The sequence below is a fragment of the Hydrogenophaga soli genome, from assembly GCF_054777695.1.
The window spans coordinates 31926-46553 of record NZ_BAAHAK010000006.1; the positions used below are offsets into that span (position 1 = coordinate 31926).

Annotated in this window: 14 protein-coding genes and 3 tRNA genes; 12 read left to right on the forward strand and 5 right to left on the reverse strand. The window is 65.2% G+C overall.

What is annotated here, in order from left to right; translation table 11 throughout:
• Positions 1–60: 60 nt before the first annotated feature.
• The 4 genes from ACYVB7_RS11995 to ACYVB7_RS12010 all read left to right on the forward strand — a co-directional run bounded on the left by ACYVB7_RS11995 (position 61) and on the right by ACYVB7_RS12010 (position 2409).
• Positions 61–135 (forward strand) — tRNA-Val (locus ACYVB7_RS11995).
• Positions 136–181: 46 nt separating this feature from the next.
• On the forward strand, positions 182–646 hold the full coding sequence (locus ACYVB7_RS12000) for an MEKHLA domain-containing protein (protein ID WP_460507872.1): 465 nt from the start codon (positions 182–184) through the stop codon (positions 644–646).
• A gap of 11 nt (positions 647–657) precedes the next feature.
• Positions 658–954 (forward strand): helix-turn-helix domain-containing protein, encoded by a 297-nt coding sequence (locus ACYVB7_RS12005; protein WP_460507875.1) that lies wholly within the window; start codon positions 658–660, stop codon positions 952–954.
• Positions 955–1272: 318 nt separating this feature from the next.
• Entirely contained in the window at positions 1273–2409 is a 1137-nt protein-coding gene (locus ACYVB7_RS12010; RefSeq protein ID WP_460507878.1) for an NAD(P)/FAD-dependent oxidoreductase, read from the forward strand.
• A gap of 75 nt (positions 2410–2484) precedes the next feature.
• On the opposite strand, the gene ACYVB7_RS12015 is transcribed toward ACYVB7_RS12010, so the two are convergent.
• Positions 2485–3561: a dihydroorotate dehydrogenase gene (locus tag ACYVB7_RS12015; protein ID WP_460507881.1), complete on the reverse strand. Its 1077-nt coding sequence runs from the start codon at positions 3559–3561 to the stop codon at positions 2485–2487.
• A 46-nt stretch (positions 3562–3607) separates the two neighbouring features.
• Between ACYVB7_RS12015 and rpiA the strand changes: the two genes are divergently transcribed.
• Positions 3608–4306, forward strand: a complete 699-nt coding sequence (rpiA, locus tag ACYVB7_RS12020; protein WP_460507884.1) for a ribose-5-phosphate isomerase RpiA — start codon at positions 3608–3610, stop codon at positions 4304–4306.
• Between the two features lie 66 nt (positions 4307–4372).
• Here rpiA and ACYVB7_RS12025 read toward each other — a convergent pair whose 3' ends face one another.
• From ACYVB7_RS12025 to ACYVB7_RS12035, 3 genes are read right to left on the reverse strand one after another with little or no spacing between them, the layout of a single operon-like run.
• Positions 4373–5053 (reverse strand): DUF4124 domain-containing protein, encoded by a 681-nt coding sequence (locus ACYVB7_RS12025; RefSeq protein ID WP_460507887.1) that lies wholly within the window; start codon positions 5051–5053, stop codon positions 4373–4375.
• 28 nt (positions 5054–5081) lie between these two features.
• Positions 5082–7151 carry a M3 family metallopeptidase gene (locus tag ACYVB7_RS12030; RefSeq protein WP_460507890.1) on the reverse strand — a complete coding sequence of 690 codons (2070 nt, stop codon included), beginning with the start codon at positions 7149–7151 and terminating at the stop codon, positions 5082–5084.
• Positions 7152–7200: 49 nt separating this feature from the next.
• The gene (locus ACYVB7_RS12035; RefSeq protein WP_460507893.1) at positions 7201–7674 is read right to left on the reverse strand and encodes a YhbY family RNA-binding protein; all 474 of its coding nucleotides are present in this window, start codon (positions 7672–7674) and stop codon (positions 7201–7203) included.
• A gap of 55 nt (positions 7675–7729) precedes the next feature.
• On the opposite strand from ACYVB7_RS12035, the gene ACYVB7_RS12040 reads away from it, so the two are divergent.
• From ACYVB7_RS12040 to ACYVB7_RS12065, 6 genes are all read left to right on the forward strand, one after another.
• Positions 7730–8401 carry an RlmE family RNA methyltransferase gene (locus tag ACYVB7_RS12040; RefSeq protein WP_460507895.1) on the forward strand — a complete coding sequence of 224 codons (672 nt, stop codon included), beginning with the start codon at positions 7730–7732 and terminating at the stop codon, positions 8399–8401.
• 124 nt (positions 8402–8525) lie between these two features.
• A complete protein-coding gene (gene ftsH, locus ACYVB7_RS12045; RefSeq protein WP_460507898.1) occupies positions 8526–10448 on the forward strand; it encodes an ATP-dependent metallopeptidase FtsH/Yme1/Tma family protein in 1923 nt (640 codons plus the stop codon).
• An 85-nt stretch (positions 10449–10533) separates the two neighbouring features.
• A complete protein-coding gene (gene folP, locus ACYVB7_RS12050; protein ID WP_460507901.1) occupies positions 10534–11427 on the forward strand; it encodes a dihydropteroate synthase in 894 nt (297 codons plus the stop codon).
• Complete coding sequence (glmM, locus tag ACYVB7_RS12055) at positions 11424–12785, forward strand: phosphoglucosamine mutase (RefSeq protein WP_460507904.1); 1362 nt, start codon at positions 11424–11426, stop codon at positions 12783–12785. Before folP ends, glmM begins: the two co-directional genes overlap by 4 nt.
• 38 nt (positions 12786–12823) lie before the next feature.
• Positions 12824–12900, forward strand: a tRNA-Pro gene (locus ACYVB7_RS12060).
• A 66-nt stretch (positions 12901–12966) separates the two neighbouring features.
• Positions 12967–13043: transfer RNA gene (locus ACYVB7_RS12065), tRNA-Arg, on the forward strand.
• A gap of 8 nt (positions 13044–13051) precedes the next feature.
• On the opposite strand, the gene ACYVB7_RS12070 is transcribed toward ACYVB7_RS12065, so the two are convergent.
• The gene (locus ACYVB7_RS12070; protein WP_460507906.1) at positions 13052–13687 is read right to left on the reverse strand and encodes a hypothetical protein; all 636 of its coding nucleotides are present in this window, start codon (positions 13685–13687) and stop codon (positions 13052–13054) included.
• A gap of 122 nt (positions 13688–13809) precedes the next feature.
• Here ACYVB7_RS12070 and xdhC point away from each other — a divergent pair, with 122 nt between their 5' ends.
• Positions 13810–14616: a xanthine dehydrogenase accessory protein XdhC gene (xdhC, locus tag ACYVB7_RS12075; protein ID WP_460507908.1), complete on the forward strand. Its 807-nt coding sequence runs from the start codon at positions 13810–13812 to the stop codon at positions 14614–14616.
• Positions 14617–14628 lie beyond the last annotated feature (12 nt).

Below are 14628 nucleotides of genomic sequence, written 5' to 3' on the forward strand. Positions count from 1 at the left end.
AGCGTGTTTGAAAACACATCTATTCCAAATCCAAAAAATGTGTGTATAATTCAAGGCTTCGGGTGATTAGCTCAGCGGTAGAGCACTGCCTTCACACGGCAGGGGTCACATGTTCGATCCATGTATCACCCACCACACAAAAAAGGGCTCCTTCGGGAGCCCTTTTGCTTTGGGTCACTCCATGACACACGATGTTTCAGGGCCATTGGCCAACGATTCGCGGTTGTTCTTGCTGGCCGACAGTTTTCAGCGCCTGTTGGGTCGGCCCTTGCTGACGGTGGCGCCGGGGTGTGGCCTGGCGCAGGCCCTGTGGTCGGCGCCCCAGGTCATCGTGGCCCATGGCACGCAGGCTGACCCCGTGTTTTTTTATGGCAACCGGGCCGCTCTGGCGTTGTTCGACATGGAGTTCGACGCCTTCACCCGCCTGCCCTCGCGCCTGTCGGCCGAACCCCTGGCCCAGTCGGAGCGCGCACGCTTGTTGCAGTCCGTCACCGAGCGGGGTTTCATCGACGACTACCGGGGCGTGCGCATTTCCGCCAGCGGGCAGCGCTTCATGATCGAGAACGCCGTGGTCTGGAACCTGCTGGACGCTCAAGGGGTGAATCACGGGCAGGCCGCCACCTTTGCCGACTGGCACCCCCTTTGACTGGAGGGCGCATGAAACCGACTCCCCCTGTGTCTCTGACGCTCACCACCCCCAGCGCCGAGCAGCTGAAGGCGGCCCGGATGGCCGCCGGGCTGACCCAGAACGAGGCCGCGGCGTTGATGGGCTACCCCTTGCAGCCGGGCAGCCGTGGGGGGCTGCAATCCCGTACTTGGCAGGCGTTTGAAAGCCCCAGCGACGAGCGCAACATGCCCGCCGCGGTGTTTGCGCTTTTCCTGCTGATGACGGGGCAGCATGCCGACTTCGAACTGACCCCCAAAGGGGCTCGCACCAGCGAAGTGGAGACCTGAGACGCCGGGCACCCTTCGCAATCTGTCTTTCCGGTGCCGAGGAGAACCGCGTGCACACCGATGCCAGGGGCCGCCAGGCCGACAAGGGGTGTCGTGGCGACGCGCCACCCACCGGCCCACCTTCGGTGCGACCCACAGGGTTTCCCACCGCAGCGTGTTCAGACCATCCAGCCGCTGCAGGCTGCATCCGGTGGGCAGGGCCAGGGAGGCGACGAGGAGCTGACGGCGACGCAAGCGGCCCATGGCGGGGGGCTCCGGTGGGGCTGACGGCCTACACTGCGACCTCGTTCAGCCAACAAACTGTCAGAGCATTGAACCATGGACGCAGTGGATGCCGTTGTCATCGGGGCCGGGGTGGTGGGGCTGGCCGTGGCCCGCGCGTTGGCGCAGGCCGGGCGGGAGGTGGTGCTGCTGGAGCTGGCCCAGGCGGTGGGCACGGGCGTCAGTTCCCGCAACAGCGAAGTCATCCACGCCGGGCTGTACTACACGCCGGGCTCGCTGAAGGCCCGGCTGTGTGTGCGGGGCAAGGAGCTGCTGTACGCCTACAGTGCCGAGCGCGCCTTTGAGGCCCGGGCCTGCGGCAAGCTGGTGGTGGCCACCGACCCCAGCCAACTGCCGGGCCTGGACGCTCTGGCCCGCAGGGCCACCCAGAACGGTGTGCCTGTGCAGCGGCTCGATGCCGCCCAGGCCCGGGCCATGGAGCCGGCGTTGAGCTGCCTGGCGGCCCTGTGGTCGCCCTCCACCGGCATCGTGGACAGCCATGGCCTGATGCTGGCCTTGCAAGGCGACCTGGAACGCGCCGGGGGCGTGGTGGCGCTGGACTCGGCGGTGGTGGGCGCTCCGGCGTCGGCCCACGGGGTGGTGTTGCGCGTGCAGGCCGGGGGCGAGGCGGATTGCACCGAGGTGCTGGCCCGCACCGTGGTCAATGCCGCCGGCTTGGGGGCTTGCCAGCTGGCGGGGAGGCTGTTGGGCGTGCCGGAGGGGCAAGAAACCCCACACGCGCCCCGTGCCCGCTACGCCAAGGGCAGCTACTACAGCTTGGCGGGCAAGGCACCGTTTTCCCGCCTCATCTACCCCGCGCCGCAAGACGCCTGGCTGGGCGTGCACCTCACGCTGGACCTGGGTGGGCAAGCCAAGTTCGGCCCCGACCTGGAGTGGCTGGACACCCCCGACCCCGCCACCATCGATTACCGGGTGGACCCCCGCCGGGCCGACGGTTTTTACGCCGAGGTGCGTCGCTACTGGCCCGAGCTGCCCGACGGCGCCTTGCAGCCCAGCTACAGTGGGGTGCGCCCCAAGATCCACGGCCCGGGTGAACCCGCGCCCGACTTCCGCATCGAAGGCCCGGCTCAGCACGGCGTGCCCGGGGTGGTCAACCTGCTGGGCATCGAGTCACCGGGCTTGACCAGCGCCTTGGCCATTGCCGAACACGTGCTGACGTTGGCGCAGGTCTGATGCTATTATTTATGTAGCTTCTTGCGCTTTCATTGAAAGCGCAAGAGGCCGATTTTTCTAGAGAAATGGCACCGTTCAACCCTGGCGGATGCGCTGGGCGGCCTCTTTCACCAAGCCGGGACCGCTGTAGATCAGGCCGGTGTAAATCTGCACCAGGTCGGCCCCCGCCTTGATTTTGGCCAGCGCGTCGTCCCCGCTCATCACCCCGCCCACGCCAATGAGGGGGAAGCCCGCGCCCAGCGCCGCCCGCAACTGGCGGATGACGGCGTTGCTCTTCTCGAACACCGGGCGGCCCGACAGGCCCCCGGCTTCCTCGGCATGGGGCTGACCCGCCACGGCCTGTCGGTCCAGCGTGGTGTTGGTGGCGATCACGCCCCAGCGCTGGTTGGGCTGGCCGCTGGCGTCGGTGCCGTAGCGCTTGAGCGTGAGGGCAATGCTGGCCACCTGGGCGTCGTCCAGGTCGGGGGCGATTTTCACGAACAGCGGAATGGTCTTGCCGTGCCGTGCGGCCAGTTGCTCGGCCCGCTGCGTCAGCGTGCCCAGCAAGGCGTCCAGCGCCTCGTCGCTTTGCAGGGCGCGCAGGTTCTTGGTGTTGGGACTGGAGATGTTGACGGTCACGTAGTCGGCATGCGGGTACACGCCGTCCAGGCAGGTCAGGTAGTCGTCGGTGGCCTGCTCGATGGGGGTGGCGGCGTTCTTGCCGATGTTCAGCCCCAGGCGCATGGGGTGGTGCCGCCCGGGCTGGCGGCACTGGGCCTGGCGCACGTTGGCGATGAAGGCGTCCAGCCCCTCGTTGTTGAAGCCCAGGCGGTTGATGAGCGCTTGCGACTGCGGCAGGCGGAACATGCGGGGCTTGGGGTTGCCCGGTTGGCCCTTGGGGGTGACGGTGCCCACCTCCACAAAACCAAAGCCCATGGCGGCCAGCCCGTCGATGCAGCGGGCGTTCTTGTCCAGCCCCGCGGCCAGGCCCACGCGGTTGGGGAAATGCACCCCGGCCACGGTGACCGGGTCGTCCACCCGCGGGCTGCACCAGGCCCATTGGGCCGGGGTGTTCTGGCCCATGGCCAGGGCGTTGAGCGTGAGTTCGTGGGCGTGCTCGGGGTCCATGCGGAACAGGACCGGGCGGGTGAGGGCGTAGGGAATCAGGGGCATTGGCGATAATCCGGGACGTTTTTTCTCTTACCTCCGATTGTCCGACATGTCCTCTGCTGCTCCTTCCGCCCCCCTGACCCAAGACGAACTCAAGGCCCTGGTGGGCCGCGCCGCACTGGCCTATGTGCAGCCGGGCACCATCGTGGGTGTGGGCACGGGCTCCACGGTCAACAAGTTCATCGACGCGTTGGCCGACATGAAAGACCAGATCAAGGGGGCGGTGTCGAGCTCGGTGGCGTCCACCCAGCGCTTGCAGGCGCTGGGCATTCCGGTGTTCGATTCCAACGACGTGCCCGAGCTGGCCGTCTACATCGACGGGGCCGACGAGATCGACGGCCAGGGCCACATGGTCAAGGGCGGTGGTGCCGCACTCACGCGCGAAAAAATCGTGGCCGCGCAGTCCAAGCAGTTTGTGTGCATCGTGGACGAGAGCAAGCGCGTGGACGCGCTGGGCCAGTTCCCGCTGCCGGTGGAGGTGATTCCCATGGCCGCCAACCGCATTGCCGCCCAGTTCGCGGCCAAGGGCGGGGTGGCGACACTGCGTCTGAAGGACGGCCAGCCCCTGGTCACCGACAACGGTCAGCACATCCTGGACGTGAAGGGCCTGCGCATCACCGATCCGCTGGCCTTCGAGTCGGAAGTGAACCAATGGCCCGGCGTGGTGACCGTGGGGGTGTTCGCCCACCAGAAGGCCCAGGTGTGCCTGATGGGCACCGCCCAGGGCGTGGTGACGCTGAAATACTGATCAAAATCGGCAGCCAGCGCTTTTTTTGAAAGCGTAGGCTGCTATTGATTCAGGAGTTCTGAGCGCTCAGAACTTGATGCCCGCCGGGTTGTCCTCCGCCGGGTTGCGCCGGGGGGCAGGGCGGGGCGCTCGGGCGCTGGGGGTGGCCGTGGCCCCGGCGGTGGCGGCGGGTGCAGCAGCGGGTGCATTGGGGTCCACCGCAGCGGGGGGCGCCAAGGGCTGGGCCGGTGGGTTGCGGTAGCTGTTGGGCAAGGTCGAGGCCTTGGGGTAACCCGCGGCGTCGAGGTAGTTGTTCCACTCTGCCGTTTCGAACCCGTTGACCTTTTGCCCGCCCAGCATCAGCAGCGGCACCGTGGCGTTGCTGCCCAGCTTTTCAAACGCCTGCTTGTCTTCGTTGGTGGCGATGGTCTTTTCGGCAAACGGTACGCCGCGCTGCGTCAGCAGGGCCCGGCCCTGGTCACACGGCGCACACGAGGCCGTGGTGTACAGCGTGACCGGGTACTTGCTCACCACGGTCTTGAGGGTGGCGGGCAGGTTGGCGGTGCTGGCGTCCAGGGCGGCATCGCCGCCACGGGCGCTGCCCACCGTGGTGACCTTTTGGGCGGGTGCGCTGGCAGGCGGCGGCTGATCAGAAAACGTCACTTTGCCGTCAGGGCCCACGATGCGGTACACCTGCTGGGCCTGGGCTCCCACGGCCAGCAAGGTCAGCGCCAGGGGAAGTGCGCGGCGGACAAGGGCTTCATTCATGGTGTGTGTCTCCGAACGAACAACGGGGTCAAGACGCCGCTGGGGCGCCTTGCATGCCTTGGTGGCGCAGCAGGGCATCCAGCGTGGGTTCGCGCCCCCTGAAGGCTTTGAACGACGCCATGGCGGGGCGGCTGCCGCCCACCTCCAGGATGTGCTGGCGAAAGCGCCGACCGGCGTCCACACGCACGGTGGACTGGCCCTGGGCCGCTTCCTCGAAGGCCGCGTAGGCGTCGGCTGACAGCACCTCAGCCCATTTGTAGCTGTAGTAGCCTGCCGAATACCCCCCGGCAAAGATGTGGCTGAAGGTGTGGGCCGTGCGGTTGTAGGCCGGGGGTTGGAGCAGGGCCACCTCGGCCCGCACGGCGGCCAGCAGGCCGTTGACGTCGATCTGGCCGTCCTTCTGCGGGGCCTGGCCCATGTGCAGCAGCATGTCGAACAGCGAGAACTCCACCTGGCGCAGCGTCTGCAGGCCGCTCTGGAAGTTCTTGGCCGCCAGCATCTTGTCGTACAGGGCGCGGGGCAGGGGTTCGCCAGTGTCCACGTGGGCGGTCATGTGCTTGAGCACGTCCCACTCCCAGCAGAAGTTCTCCATGAACTGGCTGGGCAGCTCCACGGCATCCCATTCCACACCGCTGATGCCGGACACGTCGCGCTCGTTCACCTGGCTGAGCAGGTGGTGCAGGCCATGACCGAATTCGTGGAACAGGGTGATGACGTCGTCGTGCGTCAGCAAGGCGGGTTTGCCGTTGACGCCGTCGGCAAAGTTGCACACCAAATGCGCCACCGGGGTTTGCAGCTGGCCGTTGTCAGGCCGCAGCCAGCGGGTGCGCACGTCGTCCATCCAGGCTCCGCCGCGTTTGCCGGTGCGGGCGCTTTGGTCCAGGTAGAACTGGCCCACCAGCTCGCTGCCGCGTTCGATGCGGAAGAACTGCACGCTGGGGTGCCACACCGGGGCGGTGTCGGGCCGGATGGCCACTTCGAACAGCGTCTCGACGATGCCGAACAAACCCTGCAACACCTTGGGCGCGGTGAAGTAGGTCTTGACCTCCTGCTCGCTGAAGGCGTAACGCGCTTCCTTGAGCTTTTCACCAATGTAGGGCCAGTCCCACGGTTGGGGATCGGCCAGGCCCAGCTCCTGGGCGGCAAAGGCCCGCATGTCGGCCAGGTCCTGCTCGGCGTAGGGGCGGGCGCGCCGGGCCAGGTCGCGCAGGAAGTCCACCACCTGCTCGGCCGACTGGGCCATCTTGGGCACCAGGGACACGGCGGCAAAGTGGGGGTGGCCCAGCAGTTTGGCCTCTTCGTCCTTCAGGGCCAGCAGCTCTTGCATGATGGCGCTGTTGTCGTGTTGGCGGTGGCCTTCGGGGGCTTGGTCGCTGGCACGGGTGGTGTAGGCGCGGTACAGGGTTTCGCGCAGGCTGGCCTTGTGGGCAAACTGCATCACCGGCAGGTAGCAGGGCAGCTTGAGGGTGAGCTTGCAGCCTTCCACGCCATCGGCCTGGGCGGCTTGGCGGGTGGCGGCCACCACGTCATCGGGCACGCCCGCCAGGTCGGCCTCGGGCACCACCAGGGTGTAGCCGTCGGTGGCGTCCAGCACGTGTTCGCCAAACTTCTGGCTCAGCTCGGCCTGGCGCTCCTGGATCTGGGCAAACCGTTCCTTGGCCGCGCCTTGCAACTCAGCACCGCCCAGCACAAAACCGCGCAGGGCGTTCTGGTGGGCCTGGTGTTGTTCGGGGGTGAGGAGGGCAGGGTCCATGGCCTTGTACTGGGCGTACAGGGCTTCGCTGGCACCCAGCCGCGTCCAGAACTCGGTGACCTTGGGCAGCGCCTCGTTGTAGGCGGCCCGCAGCTCGGGCGTGTCGGCCACGCTGTTGAGGTGGTTGACGGCGCCCCAGGCACGGCTCAACCGCTCGGTGGCCACGTCAAGCGTGCGGGCCATGGCGGTCCAGTCGGCGGGAAAGCCGGGGGCGGTGACCGTGGTCAGCGCTTCGTCGGCCTGGCTCAACAGCTGGTCGAGGGCTGGGGCGATGTGTTCGGGCCGAATGGCGTCGAAAGCCGGGTGGTCGGTGATGCTGAGCAGGGGGTTGGCGTTCGTGTTCATCGTCATGCAAAAAAACAATGCCCCTCATCTGGGGGCATTCGGGTGGGCATCAACCCAGTTGGCTCTTCTTGACGCTTTTCTTCAGGACCTTGGCCCGCTTGACCGTGCCGCCTGCGGTCAGGCGCTGGTTGCCCAGCACGCGCATCACCTTGACCTGGGGCTTTTGTCCGCCCCGGCTGCTGAACTTCAGCACCTTCACGTCACGCGGGGCTGCGCCCCGTTCTTCGTCCACGGTGCGTTCTTTTTCGGGGGCAGGGCGCCACAGCACGAGCAGCTTGCCAATGTGCTGGATGGGGGCGGCGTCCAGGCGGTCGGCCAGCGTTTGCAGCATGGCTTCACGGGCCACGCGGTCGTCGGAGAACACGCGGACCTTGATGAGGCTGTGGGCCTTGAGGGCCTGGTCGGTTTCGCGCACCACGGCGTCGGTCAGCCCATCGTTGCCGATGAACACCACGGGGGTGAGGTGGTGGGCCAGGGCGCGGTGTTCCTTGCGCTGGGAGGGGGTCAATTGAATCTGGGGCATGGGAGAATGATAGGCCATCCCCCCTGGCCCGGCATGCGCCGGGCATGTGCACCCCATGAAGATCGACACCAAGAGCAAGAAGGTCAACAAGGCGTGGCTCAATGACCACGTCAACGACCCGTACGTCAAGCAGGCCCAAAAAGACGGCTACCGCGCCCGTGCGGCTTACAAGCTCAAGGAGATTGACGAGACCTTTGGCCTCATCCGTCCCGGGCATTGCGTGGTGGACCTGGGGTCGGCCCCGGGGGCCTGGAGCCAGTACGTGCGCCGACGCCTGGCTCCACACGGGGCGGCATCTGGCGAGTTGGATGGCACCATCGTGGCCATGGACATCCTGCCCATGGAAGCCATCGAAGGGGTGGTGTTCATTCAGGGCGACTTCCGCGAGGAGCCCACGCTGTTGGCCCTGCAAGCGGCCCTGGGGGCCAAGGCCACCGGGCGGCAGGTGGATGTGGTGGTGTCCGACATGGCGCCCAACCTTTCGGGCATTGGCACGGTGGACGCGGCGCGTGTGGCTCACCTCATCGAATTGGCGGTGGACTTTGCGTCCCAGCACCTCAAGCCCGGGGGGGCGTTGGTGGCCAAGGTGTTTCACGGCAGTGGGTACAACGAGTTGGTGCAGCTGTTTCGCGAGCACTTCAAGGTGGTCAAGCCGTTCAAACCCAAGGCTTCACGCGACAAATCGTCCGAAACCTTTCTGGTGGGCATCGGTCTCAAGGGCCTGTGAGTCAGTCAGCGCCAAGATAGTCTTGGCCTAATCAGGGTTTAGAGGAATGTCAAGTCCTGGAGGGCTTGAAAGCCCTAAAATGGCCCTCAGTTGAGCGGGACCCCGCAATCGTCAGGAGTTTGACTTGAACAATCAGTGGTTTTCGAAAATTGCCGTCTGGATGGTGGTGGCCATGGTGCTGTTCACCGTGTTCAAGCAATTCGACGGGCGCTCCACTGCGGGTGCGGGCTACCTGGGTTATTCCGACTTTCTGGTGGAAGTGAAGGCCCAGCGCATCAAAAGTGCCACCATCACCGAAGGCCCCAGCGGCACCGAAATTCAGGCCGTCACCATTGACGATCGCCGCATCCGCACCAACGCCACCTACTTGGACCGTGGCTTGGTGGGTGACCTGATCGCCAACGACGTCAAGTTCGACGTCAAACCCCGCGAAGAAGGTTCTCTGCTCATGACCCTGCTGGTGAGCTGGGGTCCGATGCTGCTGCTGATTGGCGTGTGGGTGTATTTCATGCGACAGATGCAAGGCGGCGGCAAGGGTGGCGCCTTCAGCTTTGGCAAGAGCAAGGCCCGCATGCTCGACGAGAACAACAACAGCGTCACCTTTGCCGATGTGGCGGGTTGTGACGAGGCCAAGGAAGAAGTGAAGGAAGTGGTCGACTTCCTGAAAGATCCCCAAAAGTTCCAGAAGCTGGGTGGCCGCATTCCCCGTGGCCTGCTGCTGGTCGGCCCTCCAGGCACCGGCAAGACCCTGCTGGCCAAGGGCATTGCGGGGGAGGCCAAGGTGCCGTTCTTCAGCATTTCCGGCTCTGATTTTGTGGAAATGTTCGTGGGCGTGGGTGCTGCCCGTGTGCGCGACATGTTCGAAAACGCCAAGAAGAACGCCCCCTGCATCATCTTCATCGACGAAATCGACGCGGTCGGTCGCCAGCGCGGTGCCGGTCTGGGCGGCGGCAACGACGAACGTGAGCAGACGCTGAACCAGATGCTGGTCGAAATGGATGGTTTCGAGACCAACCTGGGTGTGATCGTGGTGGCTGCCACCAACCGCCCTGACATCCTCGATGCCGCTTTGCTGCGCCCTGGCCGTTTCGACCGTCAGGTGTACGTCACGCTGCCCGACATCCGGGGCCGCGAACAAATCCTCAACGTTCACATGCGCAAGGTGCCGCTGGGCACCGATGTCAACGCCAGCGTGATCGCCCGTGGCACGCCCGGCATGAGTGGTGCCGACTTGGCCAACCTGTGCAACGAGGCCGCGCTGATGGCCGCCCGCCGCAACGCCCGCGTGGTGGAGATGCAGGACTTCGAGAAGGCCAAGGACAAGATCTTCATGGGTCCCGAGCGCAAGAGCATGGTCATGCCCGAGGAAGAGCGTCGCAACACCGCCTACCACGAGGCCGGTCACGCCCTCATCGGCAAGCTGCTGCCCAAGTGCGACCCGGTGCACAAGGTCACCATCATCCCGCGTGGTCGCGCCCTGGGCGTGACCATGAGCCTGCCCGCGCAAGACCGCTACAGCTACGACAAAGACTACATGCTGAACCAGATCAGCATGCTGTTCGGTGGCCGCATTGCCGAAGAAGTGTTCATGAACCAGATGACCACCGGTGCCAGCAACGACTTTGAGCGGGCCACTTCCATCGCCCGCGACATGGTCATGCGCTACGGCATGACCGACGCTCTGGGCCCCATGGTCTATGCCGAAAACGAGGGCGAGGTGTTCCTGGGGCGTTCGGTCACCAAGACCACCAACATGAGCGAACAGACCATGCAGAAGGTGGATGCGGAGGTGCGCCGCATCATCGACCAGCAGTACAAGCTGGCGCGTGACCTGATCGAAGAACATTCCGACAAGATGCATGCCATGGCCAAGGCCCTGCTGGAATGGGAAACCATCGACGCCGATCAGCTTGACGACATCATGGGCGGCAAACCTCCCCGTCCCCCCAAGGACTTCACGCCACGCACACCTTCGTCGGGTGGCAGCGGCAGCGGGGGCGCTCCTGCGGTGCATGCCGACACGGCCACCACGCCCAACGCGGCCTGACATCGCGACCGACGCGCTCATCACACACGCAACCGGAGCTGTCAGCTCCGGTTTTTCGTTGGTGGCTCCTGTTCCTGGTTGACCCATGCATTGGCAAACTTCGCGCTTCAAGCTTGACCTGTCCCGTCCACTGGTCATGGGCATCGTCAACCTCACGCCGGATTCGTTTTCCGATGGCGGGGTGGCGGCATCGGCGCAGCAGGCGCTGGCCCGTTGCGAGCAGTTGCTGGCCGACGGCGCGCACATCTTGGACCTGGGGGCAGAATCCACCCGCCCCGGTGCGCAGCCCGTGCCGTTGGACGAGGAACTGGCGCGGTTGATGCCCGTGTTGACCGAGGCGGTCAAGTTGGGGGTGCCCCTGTCCATCGACACCTACAAGCCCGAGGTGATGCGTGCGGCCCTGGATGTGGGGGCTGACATCGTCAACGACATTTGGGCGCTGCGGCATCCGCCTGTGCAGGCCGGATCACCCACGGCCTTGGATGTGGTGGCAGCCCATCCCTCGTGTGGGGTCTGCCTGATGCACATGCACCGCGACCCTCAAACCATGCAGCTTCAGCCCATGGCGGGTGACGTGGTGGATGAAGTGCTGCATTTTTTGCAGCAAAGAGTGTCCGCGTTGAAAGCGGCAGGGGTTGTTTTGGATCGGATCTCCGTGGACCCGGGCATCGGTTTTGGCAAGACCCCGCCCCAAAACCTGAGTTTGCTGGCCCACCAGCAACGGCTGTTGGCGCTGGGTTGTCCGGTGCTGGCCGGGTGGTCGCGCAAGAGCACCCTGGGGTGGGTGCTGGGGGATGGTGGGGCGCAAGCCTCCGGCCCCGCGGTGGCCGAAGGGCGCCGGGTGGCCAGTGTCACCGCTGCCGTGCTGGCGGTGCAGCAGGGCGCCCGCGTGGTGCGGGTGCATGATGTGAAGGAGACCGCCCAGGCGCTGGCCGTGTGGTCGGCCGTCCATGGCGTGGAGAGAGAAAGCAAAACATGAGCAGACAATTTTTCGGTACCGACGGCATTCGCGGCACGGTGGGTCAAGCACCCATCACCCCCGACTTTGTGTTGAAACTGGCCCATGCCGTGGGGCGTGTGCTCAAGCGCACGGAAAGCCACCCCACGGTGCTCATTGGCAAGGACACGCGCATTTCGGGCTACATGTTGGAAAGCGCGTTGGAATCCGGTTTCAACTCGGCAGGCGTGGACGTGATGCTGCTGGGCCCGGTGCCCACGCCGGCCGTGGCCTACCTCACACGGGCCCAGCGGGCCAGTCTGGGGGTGGTCATCAGCGCCAGCCACAACCCGTTTGCCGACAACGGCATCAAGTTCTTCAACGACCAGGGGGCCAAGCTGCCCGATGCCTGGGAGCTGGCGGTGGAACAGGCGCTTGAAGAGCCGCCGGTGTGGGTGGATTCAGCTCGCTTGGGCAAGGCGCGCCGCTTGGACGATGCCGCCGGGCGCTACATCGAGTTTTGCAAAAGCACCTACCCCAACGACCTCACGCTCAAGGGCCTGAAGATCGTGGTGGACGCTGCCCACGGCGCGGCCTACCAGATAGCGCCCAAGGTGTTCCATGAGCTGGGGGCCGAGGTCGTGTCCATTGGTTGCAGCCCGGATGGGCTCAACATCAACAAAGGGGTGGGGGCCACCCACCCCGAAGCACTGGTGCAGGCGGTGCTGACCCACGGTGCCGACCTGGGGGTGGCGTTGGATGGTGACGCCGACCGTGTGCTGTTGGTCGATGGCACTGGGCGCGTCTACAACGGCGACGAGTTGCTGTACGTGCTGGCCCAGGAGCGGCGCCATCGCATGGTGTCTAGGGGTATGCAGCCTGGGCCGGAGCTGGGCGGCGTGGTGGGGACCCTGATGACCAACATGGCTGTTGAAATGGCGCTTCGTCGGCAGGGTTTCGAGTTTGTCAGAGCCAAAGTGGGCGACCGGTACGTGCTGGAAGAACTGGAAAAGCGAAACTGGGTGTTGGGAGGGGAAGGTTCAGGCCACTTGCTCACCTTGGATCGGCACACCACAGGCGATGGCCTGGTGTCGGCCTTGCAAGTGCTGATGGCCATGGCCCGCATCGGTCAACCGCTGCCCGGGTTGCTGTCAGGGGTGGACCTGTTCCCCCAGCACATGGTCAACGTGCGTCTGCCGGTGGGTTTTGACTGGACGCGAAGCCAACGGCTGTCCAGCGAGGTGGAGCAGGTGAAAGCCTCGCTGGGCGACGAAGGGCGGGTGCTGGTGAGACCCAGCGGAACCGAACCCTTGCTGCGCCTGATGGTGGAGGCCCGTGATGAAGGCTTGGCGGTCAGCTGCGCACAACGCTTGGCCGATGCCGTTGCTTCAGACTTCTGAAATTTTGCCTGCGGAACAGGTTACAATGTAAGGCTTGTCGGGGCGTAGCGCAGTCTGGTAGCGCATCTGCTTTGGGAGCAGAGGGTCGCGAGTTCGAATCCCGCCGCCCCGACCAAGTCTTTTTGAAGGCAAAAAGCCAACCCGAATGAGTTGGCTTTTTTTTCGCCTGGCACCAGCTTCTCTGCCCGTAGCTCAGTTGGATAGAGCAACGGCCTTCTAAGCCGTGGGTCGGGGGTTCGATTCCCTCCGGGCAGGCCAGTTTTCCCTTAGTTGGTGGCCACGGGCAGGGGTTTGCCGGGCTTGGTGGGCTTGCCCACTTTGGCCGTCGCCGCTTTGTTGTTGGCGGCCGAAACCTTGGTGCTGGGCACCACCCCGTCCTGACCTTCCGTCAAGGTGTCCAGCTGGAAGCGGCCACTCTTGTGCCACAGCCAAGTGTCGGTGTAGGTGACTTGCCCCAAGTTCACAGCCACCGGGTAGGGCTGGGCCTTGCGAACCGTGCGCTCGATTTCTGCAATCACTTCCGGCGCGTGGTTGGGCGCACGCATCCAGTTCAGTCGGCTGACCATGCCGCGAGGGTCCAACTCCACTTGCAACACACCCACCGCGTACAGCAGGGGAGGCATGCGGCCTTTGTAGATGCGTTCGGCATTGCCTGCATAGAGGTGGGAGGCTGCGTCTTTGCGGTACTCGCGGGCCGATTTGGCATACGACAGCGAGCCCGGATCGGGGGGCACTTCTTTGGGGGCTTCCACCACGGGCGGGGGGGCGACTTCGGGCGTCGGCTCGACGGGCGGTGGCGGCAGCGGCGCGGCGCAACCGGCCAGGAAAGCCGCTGCAGAGGCGACCAAGGTCATCCAGAGCGATTGGCGTGGGCTGTTGGGGGTGGGCGTTTGGAGATGCATGCCTGTGAAGTCCAAATGATCTTGGGCGCCATTGTGATGCACTTTGTGCGGAATGATGGCCCCACATGCACGTGAGGTGCCCCCTGTTACAGAATGCGGGTTCCCGAAACAAAGGTGACGTGGTGTTGGAACTCAGTTCGGTGCAAAACCGCTTGCAGCGGGAAGACGCAATTTGGGTGACCGTGGTGCAAGTGGAAGGGTCCGCACCGCGGGAGCCTGGCGCATGGATGGTGGTGTTCCCCGATGCCCAGCAGGGCACCATCGGTGGTGGCCAGCTGGAGTGGCAACTGTTGGCCCACGCCCGGGCGGTGCTGGCCGGGACCGAGGCGCTGCAAACCCGGCATCGGTGTGCATTGGGCCCTTCCTTGGGGCAGTGTTGCGGCGGGGTGGTTCACGTTTTGTGCGAGCGGCTTGGGGCTGCGGATGCGCCAACGTTGATGGATCGCCTGGCGGCTCCGCTGGCCGCCGTGGTGTTGTTTGGTGGGGGGCATGTTGGACAGGCGCTGGTGCGAGCCCTGGTGCCTTTGCCTGTGCAACTGACTTGGATTGACAGCCGTGAAGGCATTTTCCCGCGCTATGTGCCTTCCGCCGTGCAGTGCGAGCATTCGGAGCCGGTGCATCGGGCGGTTCATGGGCTGGCCGCGGGGTCTGCCGTGGTGATCATGAGCTTCAGCCATGCGGAGGACCTGGACATCGTCTCCGAGTGCCTGATGCGCCAGCGCTTGCGCAACGATCTGCCCTGGGTGGGCTTGATCGGCAGCCGCACCAAATGGGCCAGCTTCCGGCACCGTTTGCAAGCACGGGGTTTCTCCGAAGCGGAATGCGACGGTGTGTGTTGTCCCATCGGCCTGCCGGGCATCCGGGGCAAACAGCCGGAGGTCATCGCCGCGTCGGTCGCGGCACAGTTGTTGCAAGTGCTGGGGTTGTGATTCGGTAAGCTG